The following is a 19,616-nucleotide window of genomic DNA, read 5'->3' on the forward strand; positions in this document are numbered from 1 at the left end:
CGTCGTGCGTCAGGCAAACTGGAAAAGGCTTCCACAATGGCAAGCGTTCTCATAGCTCGATAAGAAAAATTCGTTGAGCTTTAGCTTACTGGATTTCACCCTCTCTGTCTAGAATGAAATAGCCCTGGCTGGGTAGTGTGGCAGTTTTTTATGAAGACTTTGCAAAGTTATCCGCCACCAATGGGATTCCCATCTCTAATACTTGTAGCAAACTGAGAATGTAACAGAGTGTGTCAGAAGTGCCAACGATTGGGTTAGGGTTTGGTAAAGACTGCCCGGTTCAATGGCATAGCGGTCAGAAGCCTTGTATAGCGGCATACGCCAGCGCGATCGCTTCTTCGCTCTACAATACACGCTCATCCAGTCTAGGGTCATCTATCTGTTCGTCTCCTTCGTTGCTGCCTAAAAACTCTAGTGGTAGAAATTCTCACGTTTCGTCAACAGGGAAAGAGCCTTGATTCTTCCGGTATACCTACGCTAATGGATGCTTTTGTTCTAGTTGTTGGAACTGATGCATTTCTGGCAACATTTCTGAAGCGAATCGGCGCTTTAGTGGGTGGCACAGTTGAGGCTGCCTCCCAGCTAGATGAGGTCATCCCGCTGCTGGAAAATCGACTGCCCTATATCTTAATTTTGCAGGCAAGTCTGGAGGGCAGTTTGGAATTCTGTTATCAGCTCAAACAACACGCCCAACTAGCAGGGATTTACTGCATCTTGATAGAAGACAGACCCGAACTTGCCCGCGAACAAACGCTTTCCGATCGGCACCGGAAGTTGGCACTTATGGCAGAAGCTTTAGAAAAAGGAGCAGATGCTTACTTGCAAATTGCCCCACTCAGAAGAAGGAGTGCTGCCCTTGCACAAGAAGAGATCGAGTTGCAAGACCGCTTACTGGCGGCGCAAATTCAGATGGGATTACGTAAGGTACAAAACTATCGCCAATTGATACGAACCAACGATTTATTGTCAACAATGGCGCTGGCTGACCCGCTAACAGAATTGAATAATCGTCGCGCTTTGGAATGGGAATTGCCCCGGCAGATTCAAAATGCTCGGACTCGCTCAATACCGCTGAGTTTAGTGATGTTGGATGTGGACTATTTTAAGTCTATTAACGACACCTACGGGCATCTGATCGGCGATCGCGTTCTGCAACTACTCTCCGCCCGTCTGCAACACAGCCTGCGCTTTCAAGACACTCTCTTCCGCTACGGAGGTGAGGAATTTGTCGTGATTCTCAGCGACACAGATGTTAAAGAGGCTCCGATGGTAGCGCACCGTCTGTGTCGCTTGATCTGCGAACAACCCTTCAGAATTAATCCCACCCTGGCACTCACGATTACGATCAGTCTGGGGACAGGCACCCTAAATGCGACGGACGATATTAAAGGAGTGAATTTGCTGCAACGCGCCGATCAAAACCTTCTGCAAGCCAAATCTGATGGTCGCAATCGGGTTGTTAGTGAATAATTGCTAATTGGGGAAAAGGTAGAAATTCTCTCGCTCAATTTTTACCTGTTAAAAACTACAGAAAGTGTATTGGAAATTACTACTTGCTGGGGCTGAAAGGGGTATACTTAGATAATAGAAATCTGTCTAAAAAATTTATCATAGCCTAGTTCTTCCTTATCAAGATTAGTATACCAGAAAAAAGTAGGTGAAGTCTAGGATGCAGAGAAAAAAACTTTCGATTAATTCTATGAATTGGTAATTAACTAATGACTACTGATGATTAACTCCTAACAAGATGTTGCTGAAGCACCTGATAACACTCCTCGACTGAGGCGCGTTCTTCCATCGTCGCCACCAGCGCTTCGTAGGCGGGATAGTTTTCCTCAATTAGAGTCCGTGCTTGGATCGCACTGGCACGCTCTTTCTGCTGAACGCCGCTTTCCTGCCGTCCTAGTGTCACATCTCTAATTTTTTGCCTGTCTTCTGCGCCTCCCTCAGCGCTACCGTATACCAAAATCTCGGCGGCGATACCTGCCATCCAGACGGTGCAGAATCGATCCAGTATGACTTGCATCTCCCAAGGCGTTGTCGTTTCTTGCTGCAATTTTTGGGTATCAAATATCACCCCACCTTGCCCAGGATTTCCTTGCTTGAAGCTTTCCCAGGCGCTGAGAGTGTAGCCGGTGATGGGAATTTCTAGTAAGTAAGCGACGAAGAAATGACCGGCTTCATGCCGCAATACGCGATCGCGATATTTGGAGTCAGCACCGGCAAACAACTCCAAAAGTAGCGTCATGCCTTTGCCTTGGAAGCTGAGGGTGTCAAGGGTTGCCAGTCCCATAATGCTAATCGTTGCGATCGCGGGGATTGTCGGTGATATGTTCAACATTGGCCCCAACAAACTAGAAAGCGTTATCGCAAAGACGCCAATGGCAATTAGATTTAGGGCAGTTTGTTGCATGATATTGAGGTCTAAGTGAATTAAAAATTAAAAATGCTTGCATTAAAAATTCACAATCCTAATTTTTAATTTTTTCCGAATTGTTTGGCTTTGTAAAATGTTTCCAGACTATCGCGATCGCCTACATAGCGCCAGTGCCACGGTTCATAACTAACGCCCTGGGGATTGTTGCGGGGAAACGATATCTCAAAGCTATAGTAAGGGGCGTTCTTCTGAAGCCACTTAAAAGCCGCAGTATTTTCAAAGTTAGGACTGAGATTCGTTGCTGGTACTCTTCCATCACCCACGTCTATCGCGTACCCAGTATGATGTTCGCTGTGACCGGGAGGCGCACTCACTTTTGCCCGTTCGGCGGCTGACTGTCCGCGCTGCGCCTTGGTGTCAAAATATAAATGCTGCTGTTCGCGAGTAGAGCGAAATCCGGAAATTGGCACGATGATAATGCCGGAAGCTCGCGCCGCTGCTACCATCGCTGTATATTGTCTGGCGGCAGTGTGACGCATTTTCAAGCGACCATCCGCTGTAATCGCCTCAAGTTCGGACTGGGGTGCCTCTTGGTAGGGAAAGTGTCCAAAGAGGGTATTGGCTTCTGCTGTGGCTGGAGGCGTTTGAATGCCTAGAATTTCATTTTGGACAGGCGTTGACGCATTCGATTCGGGTACGGGACGGGGGAGTAAGATACCGATAATCAGCGCGATCGCTCCCAATCCCAACAAACCGCCAAACAGGAGAATCGGCTGCCACTGTCGCTGGCGTCGTCTGAGGTGCGGCGTATCCCGCAACGCCTCCGGAATATCGTCTATCGGCAGTGCCGAGACCTTGGGTGGTTTTCCAGGCATACCCGCGTTTTCCAAAAGAGCCACTCCTGTTGTTTTTGTGGTTAGTTATCAATTCTTAGATATCCAACAACGGCACTGAGACTCAACACTTAACTTTAACAAGCATTTTAGACTGAGCGAAGTCTATCAACAGCTGCCGTGTATTTCCAGATGCCTCATCATCAACCCTGATGCTTAACATGAATAGAGGCTGACAAAGTATCGTACAGGTGCCAGTCTAATACTTCTGCTGACAACCCATGAGACGATGCCTAATATAGGAATTCAACTGCTGGAACTCTATTTCCGGCTAGGTGGCGGCATTTTGTTGGGATGGGTTTTGGGTCGCCAACTGCCCAAAGTCGTTCCCACCTATTTAGGTAAGTTTCTCTTTTGGATTGGAGTACCAATTGGCATTGTGGCGTTTCTGCGTCACGCCGACTTATCTGGACCAATCTGGATTGCACCCGTCGCGGCTTGGGTGGCAATTTTGGTGGGAGCCGGATTAGCCTGGTTTTGGATGGGAAGGCAAGCCTCGCAATTCCCCAAAAAAGCTTGGAGTAAACCCACTCAAGGAAGTTTTCTATTAGCCTCAATGGTCGGGAACACCGGCTACTTGGGTTATCCCGTCACCCTAGCTCTCGTAGGGCAGCAATACTTTGGCTGGGCGCTGTTTTATGACCTGATGGGCACCACGCTGGGAGCCTACGGCTTGGGCGTTGTCTTGGCGGCTCGTTTTGGTATTCGGGTGGGGAAGGGCGGGGAGACGCCCCTACAGGCAGTGCTGATTAATCCAGCGCTGTGGAGTTTTGGTTTTGGGCTGGGTTTTCGCAACTTCCCACTGCCCGAACCAGCTGAACAGTTGCTGCAAATTATCGCTTGGAGTGGAGTTGTACTGGCTTTGGTGCTAATCGGAATGCGCCTAAGCCAGCTTTCTTCCTGGGGTAGCCTCCCGTCGGCATCTGTCAGCTTGGGGATTAAAATGCTGCTAGTTCCGCTGGTGCTGGGCGGCGGAGTTGGCCTGCTGGGTGTGAGTGGACCACCCCATCTGGTCATCGTTTTACAGATGGCAATGCCTCCCGCTTTTGCCACGCTCATCTTGGCGGAAGCCTACAATCTCGACCGAGATTTAACCGTGACGGCGCTGGTTGTCGGGACTATAGGACTTTTGTTGACCCTGCCGGTTTGGTTGGTGTTATTTGGTCGCTGAAACAGCAACATATCTTTGGGCTAACTCGGATGGATCGATCTGTTCGTATTTTTCAAAGGGTTGGTGAATCCAGGGGTTTTCTGGTAGATAGTCCGCGTAGTAGTCAGGCGCGATCGCAGACCCAGCTTTGTACCAGATGACAGCGGTACGAATCTGCTCGACATCAGCAGCATAATGATGTTTCAGCCAAGGGATGGCTTCCCGAAGGGTGATGCCAGAATCAACTAAGTCATCCACCAGGAGAATGCGGCTACCCAGATGAGGGGAAGTCATGGTGAGATCGCGGGCAAAGGCGAGAGAACCCCGGAAGCGATCGCCTGTGCCACCGTAAGAAGTGGCAGCTAAAATTGCCAACGGTTTGCGGTAAATTCGCGATAAAATATCACCCACCCGTAGACCGCCCCTAGCAAGGCAGACAATCTGGTTAAAGTCCCAGCCGGATTGATAAATGATTGCCGCTAACTGTTCGATTTTTTGGTGGTACTCTGACCATGACACGTAAAGCTCTGGTATAACAGACACAATTCCACAAGTTTAGAGAACAGTACAAATGCTATAGAACAAATGCTATAGAAATTCCCGCTCTTGGGAGACAGATGCGATACTTTTTTGAAATTTTCAACTTCCCCCTGCCATCAGCCAACTGCCATGAGTGATTCTTCCTCTTCTAACCATGCCGCCGCGACACCCGACAGCGAAAAGCTAAAATTGAGTACCAAACTGGCTTATGGTGCCGGTGATGTGGGTGCTGCTATCACCGCAAATATTGGGGTGTTTTATACCGCCTATTTTCTGACCGATGTCGCCGGAATCGCCGCTGGACTAGCGACTTGGATTCTCCTGATTGGCAAGGTTTGGGATGCAATAAACGATCCGATTGTCGGGGTGCTTAGCGACAGAACAAACTCGCCACGCTGGGGGCGTAGGCTTCCCTGGATGTTATATGGGGCGATTCCGTTTGGAATCACATTCTTTTTGCAGTGGCTAGTTCCTCGATTTAGCGCCAATGACTCTGCGAATCAATGGGGATTGTTCTGGTATTACATAGTCATTTCGATTTTGTTTAATTCGTTTTACACCGCTGTTAATTTACCCTACACTGCCCTAACTCCAGAACTTACTCAGGACTACAACGAACGCACCAATCTCAACAGCTATCGGTTTGCTTTCTCCATTGGAGGAAGTATCGTATCTGTAATTGCGTTCGGAATCATCGCCGCTTTGATTCCTAATGACCGCATCCAGCAATATTGGGTGATGGGCGTCGTTTGTGCAATTTTGTCGGTCTTACCTATTTATTTGTGTATTTGGGGGACACGCGATCGCATTTTGGCAAGGGCGGCACAAAATCCCACCTTTGAGCAACCTGTTTCCCTCCCAATTTTGGAACAAGTACGGATTGTTTTGAGCAATCGCCCCTTTTTATATGTTGTGGGAATTTATCTGTGTTCCTGGTTAGCTGTCCAGGTCACTGCTGCGATCATTCCTTATTTTGTTCTCAGTTGGATGCGCTTAAGCGATGCACTCGTTGCCCAAGTAATTCTAGCGGTGCAGGGAACAGCATTGTTGATGCTGTTTATCTGGAGTAAGCTTAGCCAGCGATTCGGTAAAAAAGCCGTTTATTTTATGGGAATGAGCGTGTGGATTATTGCACAGGCGGGATTGTTTTTCTTACAGCCCGGTCAAATTGCTTTCATGTACGTGCTGGCGGTGATGGCAGGTTTTGGCGTTTCTACTGCTTATTTGATCCCGTGGTCGATGCTGCCAGATGTGATTGAATTAGATGAACTAAGAACCGGACAGCGGCGGGAAGGGATTTTTTACAGCTTCATGGTGTTCCTGCAAAAAGTCAGTTTAGCTGTTGCAGTGGCTTTAGTCTTGAAAAGCCTGGAGTGGAATCAATATATTCGGTCTACCCCAGACAACTTAGCCCCAATTCAACCGGATTCTGCACTTTTAGCGATTCGCATCGCAATTGGGCCTCTGCCAACAATTGCCTTGATTGGTGGTTTAATCCTGGCATACTTTTATCCTCTCACTCGCGAGGTTCATGCCGATATCTTACTTAAACTTAAAGAACGGAAATTAAAAGCCCAATAGCTCTTATCAATGAGTTTTTAGGTTTGAATGGGTGGGTTATAAATTCACCCATTCTGGAAGTTTTTTTTCTAGAATTATGGACTTTCTTGATTTTTTTTGATATACTAAAATCGATAAGGAAGAAATACCTGATAATAATTTTTTGAGACATATTTCTATTATCTAAGAATACCTCTTCAAGGCATGGCGAGTAGTTACTGGCGATACATTTTCCAAGAAAATTGTATTTTTAAAAGTTTTGAATCATTGCATAGGGCACCAGCATTATTCATTCAGCTAATCGCTAATAAAGGCATAGGAATTGCTACAATACGCCCAAAACTAAGCAAAGCAAATATCCCTGGAGAAAAGCAAATCGGTAAAGGGGAAGGAAAAAATTCCTTTAGGCTTTTCCAAAGGATTTCTTGCCGACAGGAACTTACTCAACCAGTTGTAAAGTAGAAATTAACCCATCCGGGTATTTCTCAAGCGCCTTTTGTTTGGCAACCTTGTGATCTACATCCAGAAAATACTCACCGCTATCTGCCTCAATCGCGATAAACCAGTCAGCATGATCTTTCATCAATTGGGGGCTAACTTGTTCAAAAATTGCGCGACAACGCTTAATAAAAGTAGGAATACCGGCGGGTGCTTTTCCAGTCATGGGTTGCCCTGTTCCGAAAAAAGCGCGGGATTCTCTCTTAACTAGAGACTCAATTAAATCGGCATCTGTTGGCAATGCTGCTGTTAGAACTTCGCTGCCTGATTGTGTTACTAAAACATCATCTTCTATGCGAATTCCGCGTACATCATCAAACTGAGAAAGGCGATCCCAATTCACCACATCCTGATATTTTGCCCGAAAATCGGGGTCATTTAAAATTGCCGGAACTTGATAGAATCCTGGCTCAATGGTGACTAACATTCCAGAGCGTAAGGGGCGATTCAGCCGGAGATAAGCTAAACCGAAGCGATCGCTCCGAATTCTCCCCTCTTCATACCCCGCCAAATCGCCCAAATCTTCCATATCGTGGACATCCAAACCCACCAAATGACCGATTCCGTGAGGGAAAAATAGGGCGTGAGCATCCATTTCTACCAAATCTTCAGCATTACCTCGCAGAATGCCTAAATCCACCAACCCTTGGGCAATCACAGTCGCTGCCTGGAGATGAATATCCCCATACTCCACATCCGGGCGGATTTGGGCAATGCAAGCATCGTGAGCCGCCAAAACCAAATTATAAATATCTCTTTGGGTAGAAGAAAACTTACCTGATACAGGCAAAGTCCGCGTGACATCTGCTGCCCAGCCCATCGATGTTTCAGCACCCACATCCGCCAGCAGCAAGCCTCCCGATTGCAGGGGGTGGTAATACTGCTGATTGTGGAGAACTTCCCCGTGAACGGTGACAATACTGGGGTAAGCGCAGCTCATATTATGAGAGATGATGACACTCTCCATTGCCGCACGCACACCTGCCTCCAACTTGGCGCTGGGTATGGCAGCCATTCCCGCTAAGTGAGCTTCCACGGTGACAGATGCAGCTTGTCGTAATTCTGCCAAAGCACCTGCATCGTGGCTGAGTCGCAACAATACAATCGCTCGTGCTAACTCCCTGTCAATTCCCTCAGATGCATTTGCGGATGCGATCGCGCGATGCATTATCTGAGCTTGTTGCTGCCCAGTAGCAGCATCCTGCACCGAGATAGTCGCAGCATCGGCTGAGCGTAACTCCAATTCTGCCATCGAAAATGCTGCATCCGCCCCAATCGCTTGGGCAATTTTCTCACGTTTGGGCATTTCTCCATGCCAGAGGGCACTTGCAGGAGACGCATCATCCATAAACAGTTCTAGTTTCCCGGCTTCGAGTCGGATCGCCGCATTTTCCAGAGGTAGCCCCGCAAAATAGAGGAAATGACTGCTGGCGCGAAACGGGAAAGTATTTGCCGGATAATTTCGGGAACTACTACGCCCAGACCAGAGAATAACTGGAAAATCAATTAGCTCGGCGAGTCGCTGCCGCCGGTGAAGCAGAGTAGCGGCAAACGTGCGATTTCTCTGAAGTTGCATCATAGCGAGTAGAGGCAGTTTATAACTTATCCCTTCTGTTATTTAAGTTTAACCTTACCTAAAAAACCATTACCCATTCGCCATAAACCGCCTCAAGACAACCGAGGGCGTATCCTGTAATGCCGATAACGCCAATAATCGTGTAGGATTTTGTCGTGATCGAAGCATAAATCGGTGGGAATTCGCCAAGATTCAAAAATTCCGACAGCCTTGGCATCATCAGCAGCTTGAGGTTCGCCCGTTGCCGTGGCGATAAACACAACGCTCATCGTGTGAGTTCGCGGATCGCGGCTGGGATCGGAATACACCTGGAATTGTTCAATTAACTCCACCTGTAAGCTAATCTCTTCCTCCGCTTCGCGCCGCGCCGCCGCTTCCGCTTTCTCCCCGTAATCAATAAAGCCACCCGGAATTGCCCAACCATAAGGTTGATTTTGGCGCTCAATTAATACAATCGGTCGATGCGGTCGATCGAGCAGTTCAATAATGATATCGACAGTCGGAGCAGGGTTTCGGTAAGTCATTCTGATATATTGCCCCCAAACGAGCGGGATCGAGGGAAAAATGGCTGAATTAATTCTGCCGCGATCGCTGTCACTTCTGACGGCTGAAATACCAAATGCAACCCTCCCTAGGAGTGGGTGTCAAACTTCTGCGTCCCATGATAATCTCAAATCGTTCGCATCCTCTCCATCAGGTTATTTATGCCGTTTCCTAGATCCAGTGGCCTTTTGCTACACCCCACTTGTTTTCCCAGCCGGTTTGGCATCGGCGATCTCGGTTTAGAAGCCTATCGCTTTATTGAGTTTTTGGTGGAGAGTTCCCAGCAATTTTGGCAGGTTTTGCCATTAGGACCAACCGGCTATGGCAATTCTCCCTATATGTGCTATTCAGCACTGGCGGGAAATCCCTTACTGATTAGCCCTGAAAAACTGCGCGACGAAGGATTACTAACCGACGACGATTTTTCTGGATTGCCAGAATTTCCCCTAGACAGGGTGGATTTTGAGCGGGCGATCCAGACCAAAATGCCTTTGCTCGCCAAAGCCTGCGAAAACTTTAAAGCCAAAGCGTCACCCTTGCAGCAACAGGAATTTGCAAGTTTTTGTAAGGCGGCTGACTGGCTTGATGATTATGCCTTATTTATGGCGCTCCGGGAAGCCCACGGACACGCTAGTTGGTATACTTGGGAACCGGAAATTGCCAAACGCCAACCGGAAGCCTTAGAACAGTGGCGGCAGCGGCTGAATGATGAGATTTATTACCACAAATACTTGCAGTTTGAATTTTTCCGCCAGTGGACTCAACTGAAAAGCTATGCCAACTTGGGCGGCATTGAGATTATTGGCGATATTCCAATTTATGTGGCTCACGATAGTGCCGATGTCTGGTCGCATCCAGACATCTTTTGCTTGGATGAACAAACCGGGGAACCGGCGCTGATGGCTGGAGTTCCACCCGACTACTTCAGCGCCACAGGTCAGCTGTGGGGCAATCCAGTCTATAACTGGGAGAAGTTGCAGCAGCAAAACTTTAAGTGGTGGATACAGCGCTTTGAGTCTTTGTTGGATTATATTGACATTATTCGGATTGACCACTTCCGAGGGTTCCAAGCCTATTGGGCGGTTAAGCAGGGCGAAACGACTGCCATGAATGGGGAGTGGATTGAGGCTCCCGGAGAAGCTTTCTTTAAGCTACTCAACGACAAATTAGGCAAGCTACCCATCCTGGCTGAGGATTTGGGCGTGATTACCCCAGAGGTTGAGGCGCTGCGAGATAAGTTTGGATTTCCGGGGATGAAGATTTTACAGTTTGCCTTTGGTTCGGATTCTGGCAACGGCTTTTTGCCTTTTAACTATCCGCGCAACTGTGTGGTCTACACCGGCACCCATGACAATGACACCACTGTAGGCTGGTTCTATCAACTTTCAGACTATGAAAGGGAGAAGCTTCTGCGTTATGTGGGTTGCATCAGTTCCGAAGGCATCCACTGGGATGCAATCCGACTGGCGATGGGTTCGGTGGCAAATCAGGCAATTATTCCTTTTCAGGATCTTTTGGGATTGGGGAACGATGCCAGAATGAATTTTCCCGGCAAAGCAGAGGGGAATTGGGAGTGGCGGTATCGGTCTGAGGCGGTGAACAAAGAGATCGGCTTTCGCCTCAAAACCCTAACTGAAACTTTTGGTCGCGCCCCGATTAAGAATCAGGACTGAGGGATGAGGACTGAGGACTGAGGACTGAGGACTGAGGGATGAGGGATGAGGGATGAGGGATGAGGGTTGCGGGATGAGGGATGAGGGATGAGGGATGAGGGTTGCGGGATGAGGGATGAGGGATGAGGGATGAGGGTTGAGGGATGAGGGATGAGGGTTGCGGGATGAGGGTTGCGGGATGAGGGATGAGGGTTGCGGGATGAGGGATGAGGGTTGCGGGATGAGGGATGAGGGTTGAGGATTGAGGGATGAGGATTGAGGGATGAGGACTTGGGCCTTCACTCGCGTCACTGGTTGATAGCGCCTGTCTTTAAAGAAAAGCGCTACGCCCCTAGCCTAACCCTCCTCAGCACTCATTAAGACCCAGGATTAGCGGCAAAGGTTACTTCCCGAACTTTACCGGGGGCACCCAGTTTCTTCGCCTTTTCATCATTAAAAGCGACTAAGATACCACCCGCATTGCCAGCTTTTACAATCAGTGTCTCATCTGCAACCCAGGTGCGCTGAGTGCCTTCGGGCAGCATTCCCTCAAACTGCGTCTTGCCATCCACCACTACCCGAACCCAGGACGGGGTTTTGACGGTTACGCCAACTCGTACCGGCTTACCTGTTTGACTGGTATTGCTGCTGAATAACGCTGGAGCGAGTGGCCCTAACTGCTCCAGCGAGTCCGTATTGGCTGCATTGGCTTTTTCTAGCGACTGATTTGGCTCTAGCCGGTTGGTCTCACCATTACTCACTTCTACAGTCGGACGATTCACCACGTAAGACAGACCATTCACTGCCCCAATCACCAGAAACACATAGATCAAGTAAAGATGAATCGGTCGCAGTTGAGCTGATGGCAAATACCGCCAGGTAGGCTTGATGAGCTGGAAAACCGGCCCGGTGGGAAAAGTGTGAGAGAACTCTACCCCATTTAATCCCAGTGCATCAGCATACCGCTTGATAAAGCCTTGAATATAGACTGGCTCTGGCAATATTTCGCGCTTACCTTCCTCAATTGCCTTGAGCAGACGAACTTGAATCCTGGTTTGGTCGCCAACTTCCTCTAGGGACATGGACTGTTCCTCACGCACTTGACGGAGGCGAGACCCCAGTTCTTTTAGCTTCTCAACTTGTTGCTGCTGAAGATGAAGTGGATTCTCCTTCATACACGGCGCTCCTTGATGTCTGCTGGCACTTCTATTGATGTTAGGTTGACTTGGTTTTGTAGAAAACTGATTTCAAAATCTTCCAGAAAACGATAAGTACCAGGGAACATAGGCTCCCCTGTTCGTTCTAGGCAAATGGGACCAATCGCGGCACGGTGTAGATGAATGACGGGATAGCCCAGTTGCTCAGCAATGCGTCGAATTTGTCGGTTTCTCCCTTCTGTGAGAATCACTTCCAAGCAGGTTTGGGAACCCCGCACAGCCAGTACGCGAACTTGAGCGGGCAAGGTCTTTTTTCCTGACAGTAGAATACCCTGACGCCAGGATTTTAGTACCTCTTCAGAGGGATGACCCTGAATCCAAACTTGATAAGTTTTAGGGAGATGATATCGAGGATGGGTCAAGCGTAGCGTCATTTGACCGTCATTTGCGAGCAATAACGCGCCGGTGGATTCGGCATCTAGGCGTCCAACTGGATGGAGTCCCTGACCTTCTCGGAGTGGGGGAGGTAGTAAATCAAGAACGGTACGGCGCTTTTGGGGATCGCGGCAAGTAGAAACTACCCCAGCAGGTTTGTAAAGCAAGATATAGAGCATTTGAGGACGAGCGGCTGGGAGTACAAGTTTGCCATCAACTTCAATCCGGTCTTGTTCTGGATTCGCTGTTTGCCCCAGACGAACAACAGTACCATTGACCCGCACGCGCCCTGCTTCAATCATTTTTTCAGCTTGGCGGCGGGAGGCGATACCCCACTGGGAGAGAATTTTTTGTAGCCTTTCGGCCATAGGCGAGATCGAGCTACGACTGAATAAGGGTTAGAGTTTAGTTTGTCGAGGCAGTGCCTCGTCTAGATTACGGGGGATTTTTGATTTTAGATTTAGGATTTTGGAGGAATCGCCAGTCTAAAACCCAAAATTGACCTCTAATTAGACTATGTACAAATATTACAGGAAGAAAGCCATTGACATCTAAGCAAGGGAGCCGGATTATCAGCACAACGCTATCACCAGCGCTGCGGCTGTGGTTGCGATCGCAAGTTTCGCAAGTTGAAAACCTCCAGTTGAAAATTTTTGGAAGCGATCGCCAAATCCTTACAGGTTATATCCCCCAAGTCTTTATCGCCGCCAGCCATGCAGTCTATCAAGGACTGCATTTGTCACATATTCAGTTAACTGGAGAAAACATTCGCATCAACCTGGGTCAAGTTCTCAGGGGTAAACCTTTACGCCTTCTCGAACCCATTCCAGTTTCCGGCGAGCTAATACTAGAGGAGGCAGACCTCAAGGCATCCCTCCCAGCACCTTTATTAGCCACCGCTTTAACCGATTTACTAAGGACACTGCTCCAAGCAGTTCCAACGCACCCAGATGACATCTTAAAAGACCAGCAAATCAGTTGGCAACAGATTACCATCGATCCTGAGTATTTGAAACTCAGCGGCATTTTAACAGACCAATCGGGTAAAGCCACGCCCTTGGTGTTGCGAACAAGTTTACAGTTAGCCAGTCCTCACGAACTGCTTTTAGAGTCCCCCTGTATCGAGACGCAACAGGAACTGCTTCGAGGCGATTTGGATACATTCAAGATAGATTTAGGCTCAGAAGTAGATATTCAGGAATTAAGTGTGATTCCGGGTCAGTTAGTTTGTCGCGGACGGATTAATGTGATTCCAGCCGAATAAAAATTAGGAGTGAGGAGTGAGGGCTGAGGGCTGAGGGCTGAGGGCTGAGGGCTGAGGGCTGAGGGCTGAGGGCTGAGGGCTGAGGGCTGAGGGCTGAGGACTGAGGGCTGAGGGCTGAGGGCTGAGGGCTGAGGGCTGAGGGCTGAGGGCTGAGGGCTGAGGATTGAGGGCTGAGGGCTGAGGATTGAGGGCTGAGGGCTGAGGGCTGAGGATTGAGGAGTGAGGAGTAGAGGATTGAGGATTGAGGAGTAGAGGATTGAGGATTGAGGACTGAGGGCTGAGGGCTGAGGGTTCAGGAGTGAGTAGGACACAGAGAAAGGCAGAGAAAAGAGATTTTCACCATCAAGCTTTACTTACCAATTGCCCTAATCGTGTAGAAAACCCTTCCTAGCGAGGTAATAGAGGTAACAGGAGGGTGACGAAATAATACACCAGGGGAGCGGTAAACACGTAACTATCAGCCCGATCTAAAATGCCGCCGTGACCCGGAATCAGTTGCCCTGAGTCCTTTACCCCAGCATCTCGCTTCATCATCGACTCCGTTAAGTCTCCCAGCAAGCTGGCAATCCCAACCAGCAGCCCTAAAGCCAAACCACTGAACTGCCAACTGGGCCAATCAAGATACCAAGCCCCAGCGACTGCCACTGCCACACTGCCGAGAACCCCAAATACAGCCCCTTCGACAGTCTTTTTGGGGCTAATTTCGGAAAGGCGCGTGCGACCAAAGAATTTACCAACGATGTAAGCACCGATATCAGCAGCCCAAATACAGGCGAACGCCAAAAGCGTTGCCGTCAAACCTTGGGGCAAAGTGCTAAGTTCGTGCCAGGAAGCGGGCAGATAGCCATTTAATGGCTCTGCCATCGCGACTGCGGGAGCGAGTCCGACGCGCAAGCGCACCCAGTAGCTGGGCAGATAGCCGCCGTAGAACAACCCCAATATAGAGGCGGAAATGTCGGCAATTGTGGCAAGCTTGGGCTGGAACAGAAGATAGAAACAAATCAACGTTCCTGCCAGGGGAAACATGGCATCTGTCAGGGCTGGTGCCAGAGAAGCTGTGATTAACAGAACTTGACTAACTACCAGGGTGGTTTTGCCAGCTGGGGCCATGCCCTTGGCTCGCGCCATCTGAAAATACTCTAACTGACCGAGATAGACGATGATGCACAGACCCACGGTAAAGAACCATCCTCCAAAGAAGATCATGAGGAGGGCCACAGCGATCGCTACTATTCCACTAAAAATACGAGACCAAGGCATAAGATGCGCTCTTGAGACCGCAGCAACGAAGTTAATCAAGTCTTAATAAGATTAAGAATTACTTTTGCACACTTTAACCGATCTAAAACAGATTTAGGCAATTGGTGCGGTTAATTTAGGATGAAATTAAAGCTTTTTTTCAGCATCCTGCTCATTTCTCCTGACACCATTCGCCAATACCGACAGAAAATAAATTTCCTGATGGTATGGATCTTAACGGAAATTTTTGGGTTCTAAATCGTCAAGAATGCTGCCGTAGCCTTTTGCATCAATACTTTCAATCTAGCTTCTCGCCACTCAATATAAAAATTGGATTGACTGCGGCAAAGATTTGATGGGTGCCTCGCGTTTCCAAGCGGTTGACGGCAGACTGAACTACCTCGATATTTCGGGCTTGTAGTTCGGCGAAGCCTTCGGAAACGGCATATAGACTTTCTAGATTAGCCGCAGTCGCAACTACCCTGCCTTGGGGTTCTAAGTATTGCCAGACGACCTTGAGGATATCCTTGATGGGGTATCCGCCTTCGATGCAAACCCGATGAGGGGGAATGGGTAAGTCTTTCAGGCACTCTGGGGCGCTGCCTTCAACGACTTCGACATTGCGAACCCCAAAGCGATCGCAGTTGCGACGAATCAAACTTGCCACTTCCTCATCGCGTTCTACCGCAATAATTCGACCTTTAGGACACAATAACCCGGTTTCTACGGGGATCGTGCCCGTTCCCGCACCAATATCCCACAACACAGAATCGGGTTTCAGTCTTAGTAAGGAAATCAGCAGCAACCGCACCTCGCGTTTGCTGAGGGGAATACCGGGCAACCGCTCGAAGAGGTCATCTGGGATACCAGGAGTTACGTAGGGCCACATAGAAAGTTTTGAGTGCGTGAGTTTTGACTTAAAGCCTGTCTTCAATTAGCGAACGACCTTTAACGTTTTGAGGCTAGGATCGCTACAACCTGTAATACTTCCACCCAATGCGAGAATCTGTTGCAGGTAATCCAAGGCAGCTGGGGCGATCGCTTCCCCTGGCATCAACACGGGAATTCCGGGTGGATAGGGACAAATAAGTTCGGCACTGATGCGTTCTACAGTCTTTTCCACTGGCAGCGTTTGGGTTTGGGAAAAAAATGCTTGGCGGGGGGAGAGGGAAGGATAAAGCACAAACGATGAAGGATGAATCTGAAGAAATTCAGCTTTCCACCTAGTGAAGACATCCAGGTATGGGGCTATTGATGTGGTGGGCGATCGCTCCTGCACTAAAATTCGGAGTGCCGACACCATCTGCACAATATCAGATGGGGTGTTTCCCAAACTGATAATAAAAGTCAGACTGTGCAGCGATGGCAACTCAGCAGTAACACCTAGCTGTTGATGGAGAATTTCATCCGCTTCAAACCCAGTCCAACCTAAGTCAGAAACCTTAACACTCAGCCGGGTTTTGTCAAGGGCAACAAAACCCGGTGTTTTGGCAGTTTCTAACACCGATAACCCGGAAATTTGGCTAATTTGGGTAGTCGCTTCTTCAGCCAACTGTAAGGTTTTCGCCATTAACGCTTCCCCGTGCAATGCCATTTGCTGACGCGCTGCATCCAGCGAAGCCAGCAACAAATAGCTGGGACTGGTAGACTGTAACAGTTGTAAAGCTTTGCTCAAGCGATCGCGATTGACTCGATTGCCCTGGACGTGCAGCATTGATGCCTGGGTAAGTGCCCCCAGTACCTTGTGGGTGGATTGTACCGTTAAGTCGGCTCCAGAGGCGAGGGCGGAGGTCGGCAAGTCTGGATGAAAGGCAAAATGGGCACCGTGGGCTTCGTCTACGAGCAAGGGGATACCGTGCTGATGAGCCATTTGCGCGATCGCTCTGATATCCCCGCAAACGCCATAGTAAGTCGGGTAAACCATCATCACCGCCTTAGTGTCCGGATGCTGTTGGAGGGCGTCTGCCACCGCCGCTGGGGTGATGCTGTGGGCAATATTTAGCTCTAGGTCGGACTCTGGATTCACGAAAATGGGAATCGCACCCGAAAGGATTAAGCCGTGGATTGCCGAGGCATGGATATTCCGAGGCAGGATAATTTTGTCCCCCTCGCCGCAGGTGGCTAAAATTGCCGCCATTAATCCACAAGTCGAACCATTGACCAAAAACCAGGTGCGTTCTGCCCCAAATGCCGCTGCTGCGAGTTCCTGGGCTTCTTGGATAACGCCCTCTGGGGCAAACAAGTTATCCAACTCCGGTAATTCCGGTAAATCTGCTGCAAACACAGCGGTTCCCAGCAAATCGGCTAACCGTTGGGAAATTCCTTGCCCTCGCTTGTGTCCGGGCGTGTAAAAGGGTGCATGATGCTTCTTGGCGCACGCTTGAAGGGCGTCCACTAATGGCGTAGTTGTTTGAGACTTTGGGATAAAATCCATGCTGGAAATGTTTCTGAAATCGGTGATATTGGGAAGACAACCGGGGTAGAAAATCCGAGCGCTTTTTGCCTTCGCCGGTTTAGGATAGATCGTTTCTGCCCAACAATTTTGCAGGGGCAGTGAAACTTGCATCCGCGTGCGATCGCCTGCGAGTTAATGCGTTCTCAATACCTGCTACAGTAGTGAGTTTGGATGCGCTTGGATGAATCTTCAAGTGTAAGTGTCGAGGAATGTCGTTATTCCGGGGGATGTCATTGTTATGCGTTCTTACCTATTTTGATAAGGTTGAATCGTTGAATGCGATCGCCATGATTAATCCCAGTCCTAATCCTATCCCTCAACCAACCGTTCCCAGCCCGATCCCCGGATCGGAGCCTAATCCGATTCCTGGGTCGCCGCCAGTACCAGATCCCGTACCGGGACCGATTCCAGAACCCATTCCCTCACCTGTGCCAGAGCCTGTGCCAGCCCCCATTCCCCAGCCGATTCCCTCACCTGTGCCAGAGCCTGTGCCAGCGCCCATTCCCCAGCCGGTTCCAGGGCCGATTCCTCAAACGATTCCTGAACCTGTCTAACTATTGATTCTACCCAGTTTTACCTCTTGAACTAAGATGCTTAGAGCCGGAATTGTCGGACTTCCCAACGTCGGAAAATCTACCTTATTCAACGCCCTGGTTGCCAATGCCAAGGCTGAAGCTGCCAATTTCCCTTTTTGCACCATCGAACCCAATGTCGGTGTTGTATCGGTGCCAGATGAACGGTTAAACGCGCTGGCTAATATTTCCAGTTCGGCGCAAATTATCCCGACGCGGGTTGAGTTTGTGGATATTGCTGGTTTAGTGAAAGGTGCTAGTCAGGGGGAAGGACTGGGTAATCAATTTTTATCCCACATTCGAGAAGTTGATGCCATTGTTCATGTAGTGCGCTGCTTCGAGAATGATGACATTATCCACGTTGCTGGATCTGTTGACCCAGCGCGAGATATTGACATTATTAATTTAGAGCTGGCTTTATCTGATTTATTTCAAGTGGAGCGACGCATTGAGCGCACCCGCAAAGCTGCCCGTACCAGCAAAGAAGGACAGATTGAACTCGCTGCGCTAGAAAAATTGAGCGCGTTATTAAATGAGGGCAAACCAGCGCGGCGGGCTAACTTAAATGAAGAAGAAGCTGAAGCGCTCAAAGGATTAGGCTTGCTCACTGGCAAACCCATTATTTATGCGGCAAATGTCTCTGAGGATGATTTGGCAACGGGCAATAAATATGTAGAACAAGTGCGGCAAATTGCAACTCAAGAAAATGCCCAAGTCGTAATTGTTTCTGCCCAAGTGGAAGCAGAATTAGTCGAATTATCAGAGGAAGATAAAACTGAATTTTTGGGATCTCTTGGTGTGGAAGAAGGCGGATTGAGGTCTCTAATTCGCGCCACTTACGAACTTTTAGGCTTGCGTACCTACTTTACGACTGGTCCGAAAGAAAGCCGCGCCTGGACAATTACAGCGGGAATGACAGCGCCTCAAGCAGCAGGCGTGATTCACTCGGATTTTGAGCGCGGTTTTATCCGGGCGGAGACTGTCGCCTATGAAGATTTAGTTGCAACTGGTTCGATGAATGCTGCGAAGGAAAAAGGCTTAGTTCGCAGTGAAGGTAAAGAATATATTGTCAAGGAAGGCGATGTGATGCTGTTCCGTTTTAATGTCTAGGTTATTTACGCCCCGGAGACCCAAAAGATGGATATTGTTTCGCTTCTGGTTGCTTGGCTAGTCACTGCTGTTAGCTTGTTTATCATTTCCAAATTACCAATCGGTGTTGAAATTGACACTTTTCCCAAAGCCCTCATTTCAGCAGCAGTTTTTGGACTTCTGAATGCGTTAGTCCGTCCAGTTATTTTCTTTTTGTCTTTGCCAATTACCATCCTAACTTTAGGTCTTTTCCTCTTTGTACTCAATGCGATTATCTTTGGTTTAGCTGCTTATTTAGTACATGGATTTCGCTTGCGCTGGGGGATTTGGAGTGCGTTGATAGGCTCAATTGCACTCAGCATTATCAACTCTATTATCCATAAGTTGCTGGGCGCGTTTTAGTTGACAGGATAATTTGGCGTTGCTGAATTAGGGTATGATAAAGTGAGCGATCGTGCGAGCGCCAAAAAATAACACTCATTAAGATGTAATATTATGCAATGCCCTGAATGTCAGTCAACTCATATTAATAAAAATGGTCAGAAAAAAGGCAAACAGAATTATATCTGTGTCAGATGTAAGAGACAATTTATAGATGATTATCAAGCTCAAAAAG

Annotated in this window: 20 protein-coding genes and 2 pseudogenes; 9 read left to right on the top strand and 13 right to left on the bottom strand. The window is 48.7% G+C overall.

The annotated features are described in order from the left end of the window. Nucleotides 1–195 precede the first annotated feature (195 nt). Nucleotides 196–375, bottom strand: coding sequence for a hypothetical protein (locus tag ACFW2W_RS11010; protein ID WP_378177348.1), 180 nt, complete (start codon nucleotides 373–375; stop codon nucleotides 196–198). Between the two features lie 39 nt (nucleotides 376–414). On the opposite strand from ACFW2W_RS11010, the gene ACFW2W_RS11015 reads away from it, so the two are divergent. Next, on the top strand, nucleotides 415–1,470 hold the full coding sequence (locus tag ACFW2W_RS11015) for a GGDEF domain-containing protein (RefSeq protein WP_378177351.1): 1,056 nt from the start codon (nucleotides 415–417) through the stop codon (nucleotides 1,468–1,470). Between the two features lie 262 nt (nucleotides 1,471–1,732). Here ACFW2W_RS11015 and ACFW2W_RS11020 read toward each other — a convergent pair whose 3' ends face one another. Then, nucleotides 1,733–2,413, bottom strand: a complete 681-nt coding sequence (locus tag ACFW2W_RS11020) for an ATP-dependent Zn protease (RefSeq protein WP_378177354.1) — start codon at nucleotides 2,411–2,413, stop codon at nucleotides 1,733–1,735. 65 nt (nucleotides 2,414–2,478) lie between these two features. After that, entirely contained in the window at nucleotides 2,479–3,267 is a 789-nt protein-coding gene (locus tag ACFW2W_RS11025) for a D-alanyl-D-alanine carboxypeptidase family protein (RefSeq protein ID WP_378177400.1), read from the bottom strand. Between the two features lie 232 nt (nucleotides 3,268–3,499). On the opposite strand from ACFW2W_RS11025, the gene ACFW2W_RS11030 reads away from it, so the two are divergent. After that, nucleotides 3,500–4,441 carry an AEC family transporter gene (locus ACFW2W_RS11030; protein ID WP_378177358.1) on the top strand — a complete coding sequence of 314 codons (942 nt, stop codon included), beginning with the start codon at nucleotides 3,500–3,502 and terminating at the stop codon, nucleotides 4,439–4,441. On the opposite strand, the gene ACFW2W_RS11035 is transcribed toward ACFW2W_RS11030, so the two are convergent. Next, on the bottom strand, nucleotides 4,427–4,954 hold the full coding sequence (locus tag ACFW2W_RS11035; protein WP_378177403.1) for a phosphoribosyltransferase: 528 nt from the start codon (nucleotides 4,952–4,954) through the stop codon (nucleotides 4,427–4,429). The two genes, ACFW2W_RS11030 and ACFW2W_RS11035, sit on opposite strands and share 15 nt — an antisense overlap. 135 nt (nucleotides 4,955–5,089) lie before the next feature. On the opposite strand from ACFW2W_RS11035, the gene ACFW2W_RS11040 reads away from it, so the two are divergent. Continuing rightward, entirely contained in the window at nucleotides 5,090–6,541 is a 1,452-nt protein-coding gene (locus tag ACFW2W_RS11040; protein ID WP_378177361.1) for an MFS transporter, read from the top strand. Nucleotides 6,542–7,223: 682 nt separating this feature from the next. On the opposite strand, the pseudogene ACFW2W_RS11045 reads toward ACFW2W_RS11040, so the two are convergent. Beyond that, a pseudogene (locus tag ACFW2W_RS11045) lies at nucleotides 7,224–8,594 on the bottom strand (aminopeptidase P family protein); the annotation flags it as partial. 92 nt (nucleotides 8,595–8,686) lie between these two features. Then, the gene (locus tag ACFW2W_RS11050; protein WP_378177364.1) at nucleotides 8,687–9,118 is read right to left on the bottom strand and encodes an NUDIX domain-containing protein; all 432 of its coding nucleotides are present in this window, start codon (nucleotides 9,116–9,118) and stop codon (nucleotides 8,687–8,689) included. 180 nt (nucleotides 9,119–9,298) lie between these two features. On the opposite strand from ACFW2W_RS11050, the gene malQ reads away from it, so the two are divergent. Continuing rightward, nucleotides 9,299–10,810: a 4-alpha-glucanotransferase gene (gene malQ, locus ACFW2W_RS11055; protein ID WP_378177367.1), complete on the top strand. Its 1,512-nt coding sequence runs from the start codon at nucleotides 9,299–9,301 to the stop codon at nucleotides 10,808–10,810. Here the strand turns inward: malQ and ACFW2W_RS11060 are convergent. The 3 genes from ACFW2W_RS11060 to ACFW2W_RS11070 form a co-directional block, all read right to left on the bottom strand. After that, entirely contained in the window at nucleotides 10,766–11,101 is a 336-nt protein-coding gene (locus ACFW2W_RS11060) for a hypothetical protein (RefSeq protein WP_378177370.1), read from the bottom strand. The two genes, malQ and ACFW2W_RS11060, sit on opposite strands and share 45 nt — an antisense overlap. A gap of 65 nt (nucleotides 11,102–11,166) precedes the next feature. Continuing rightward, on the bottom strand, nucleotides 11,167–11,964 hold the full coding sequence (locus ACFW2W_RS11065) for a helix-turn-helix domain-containing protein (protein ID WP_378177373.1): 798 nt from the start codon (nucleotides 11,962–11,964) through the stop codon (nucleotides 11,167–11,169). After that, nucleotides 11,961–12,749: a pseudouridine synthase gene (locus ACFW2W_RS11070; RefSeq protein WP_378177376.1), complete on the bottom strand. Its 789-nt coding sequence runs from the start codon at nucleotides 12,747–12,749 to the stop codon at nucleotides 11,961–11,963. The genes ACFW2W_RS11065 and ACFW2W_RS11070 overlap by 4 nt, the downstream gene beginning before the upstream one ends. A gap of 176 nt (nucleotides 12,750–12,925) precedes the next feature. Here ACFW2W_RS11070 and ACFW2W_RS11075 point away from each other — a divergent pair, with 176 nt between their 5' ends. Then, nucleotides 12,926–13,645 carry a DUF2993 domain-containing protein gene (locus tag ACFW2W_RS11075; RefSeq protein ID WP_378177379.1) on the top strand — a complete coding sequence of 240 codons (720 nt, stop codon included), beginning with the start codon at nucleotides 12,926–12,928 and terminating at the stop codon, nucleotides 13,643–13,645. Here ACFW2W_RS11075 and ACFW2W_RS11080 read toward each other — a convergent pair. From ACFW2W_RS11080 to ACFW2W_RS11095, 4 genes are all read right to left on the bottom strand, one after another. Further along, entirely contained in the window at nucleotides 13,600–13,956 is a 357-nt protein-coding gene (locus ACFW2W_RS11080) for a hypothetical protein (protein WP_378177382.1), read from the bottom strand. The genes ACFW2W_RS11075 and ACFW2W_RS11080 overlap by 46 nt on opposite strands. 76 nt (nucleotides 13,957–14,032) lie before the next feature. Beyond that, the gene (locus tag ACFW2W_RS11085) at nucleotides 14,033–14,905 is read right to left on the bottom strand and encodes a phosphatidate cytidylyltransferase (RefSeq protein WP_378177385.1); all 873 of its coding nucleotides are present in this window, start codon (nucleotides 14,903–14,905) and stop codon (nucleotides 14,033–14,035) included. Between the two features lie 277 nt (nucleotides 14,906–15,182). Further along, entirely contained in the window at nucleotides 15,183–15,773 is a 591-nt protein-coding gene (gene cbiT / locus ACFW2W_RS11090; RefSeq protein ID WP_378177388.1) for a precorrin-6Y C5,15-methyltransferase subunit CbiT, read from the bottom strand. Nucleotides 15,774–15,818: 45 nt separating this feature from the next. Next, a complete protein-coding gene (locus ACFW2W_RS11095; RefSeq protein ID WP_378177406.1) occupies nucleotides 15,819–17,318 on the bottom strand; it encodes an aminotransferase class I/II-fold pyridoxal phosphate-dependent enzyme in 1,500 nt (499 codons plus the stop codon). 230 nt (nucleotides 17,319–17,548) lie between these two features. Between ACFW2W_RS11095 and ACFW2W_RS11100 the strand changes: the two genes are divergently transcribed. The 4 genes and pseudogenes from ACFW2W_RS11100 to ACFW2W_RS11115 form a co-directional block, all read left to right on the top strand. Then, nucleotides 17,549–17,893, top strand: coding sequence for a hypothetical protein (locus ACFW2W_RS11100; protein WP_378177391.1), 345 nt, complete (start codon nucleotides 17,549–17,551; stop codon nucleotides 17,891–17,893). Nucleotides 17,894–17,929: 36 nt separating this feature from the next. Continuing rightward, complete coding sequence (ychF, locus tag ACFW2W_RS11105) at nucleotides 17,930–19,021, top strand: redox-regulated ATPase YchF (protein WP_378177394.1); 1,092 nt, start codon at nucleotides 17,930–17,932, stop codon at nucleotides 19,019–19,021. Between the two features lie 27 nt (nucleotides 19,022–19,048). Beyond that, a complete protein-coding gene (locus ACFW2W_RS11110; protein ID WP_378177397.1) occupies nucleotides 19,049–19,402 on the top strand; it encodes a phage holin family protein in 354 nt (117 codons plus the stop codon). 93 nt (nucleotides 19,403–19,495) lie between these two features. Then, nucleotides 19,496–19,616, top strand: a pseudogene (locus tag ACFW2W_RS11115) (IS1 family transposase); the annotation flags it as partial.

This window comes from Coleofasciculus sp. H7-2 (assembly GCF_042747725.1).
In the GTDB taxonomy this organism is placed as follows: domain Bacteria; phylum Cyanobacteriota; class Cyanobacteriia; order Cyanobacteriales; family FACHB-T130; genus FACHB-T130.

Coding starts and splice junctions, on each gene's coding strand:
- ACFW2W_RS11010 (WP_378177348.1), bottom strand. CDS start 375: ATGACCCTAGACTGGATGAGCGTGTATTGTAGAGCGAAGAAGCGATCG.
- ACFW2W_RS11020 (WP_378177354.1), bottom strand. CDS start 2,413: ATGCAACAAACTGCCCTAAATCTAATTGCCATTGGCGTCTTTGCGATA.
- ACFW2W_RS11030 (WP_378177358.1), top strand. CDS start 3,500: ATGCCTAATATAGGAATTCAACTGCTGGAACTCTATTTCCGGCTAGGT.
- ACFW2W_RS11040 (WP_378177361.1), top strand. CDS start 5,090: ATGAGTGATTCTTCCTCTTCTAACCATGCCGCCGCGACACCCGACAGC.
- ACFW2W_RS11050 (WP_378177364.1), bottom strand. CDS start 9,118: ATGACTTACCGAAACCCTGCTCCGACTGTCGATATCATTATTGAACTG.
- malQ (WP_378177367.1), top strand. CDS start 9,299: ATGCCGTTTCCTAGATCCAGTGGCCTTTTGCTACACCCCACTTGTTTT.
- ACFW2W_RS11065 (WP_378177373.1), bottom strand. CDS start 11,964: ATGAAGGAGAATCCACTTCATCTTCAGCAGCAACAAGTTGAGAAGCTA.
- ACFW2W_RS11070 (WP_378177376.1), bottom strand. CDS start 12,749: ATGGCCGAAAGGCTACAAAAAATTCTCTCCCAGTGGGGTATCGCCTCC.
- ACFW2W_RS11085 (WP_378177385.1), bottom strand. CDS start 14,905: ATGCCTTGGTCTCGTATTTTTAGTGGAATAGTAGCGATCGCTGTGGCC.
- cbiT (WP_378177388.1), bottom strand. CDS start 15,773: ATGTGGCCCTACGTAACTCCTGGTATCCCAGATGACCTCTTCGAGCGG.
- ACFW2W_RS11095 (WP_378177406.1), bottom strand. CDS start 17,318: ATGGATTTTATCCCAAAGTCTCAAACAACTACGCCATTAGTGGACGCC.
- ACFW2W_RS11100 (WP_378177391.1), top strand. CDS start 17,549: ATGTCGTTATTCCGGGGGATGTCATTGTTATGCGTTCTTACCTATTTT.
- ychF (WP_378177394.1), top strand. CDS start 17,930: ATGCTTAGAGCCGGAATTGTCGGACTTCCCAACGTCGGAAAATCTACC.
- ACFW2W_RS11110 (WP_378177397.1), top strand. CDS start 19,049: ATGGATATTGTTTCGCTTCTGGTTGCTTGGCTAGTCACTGCTGTTAGC.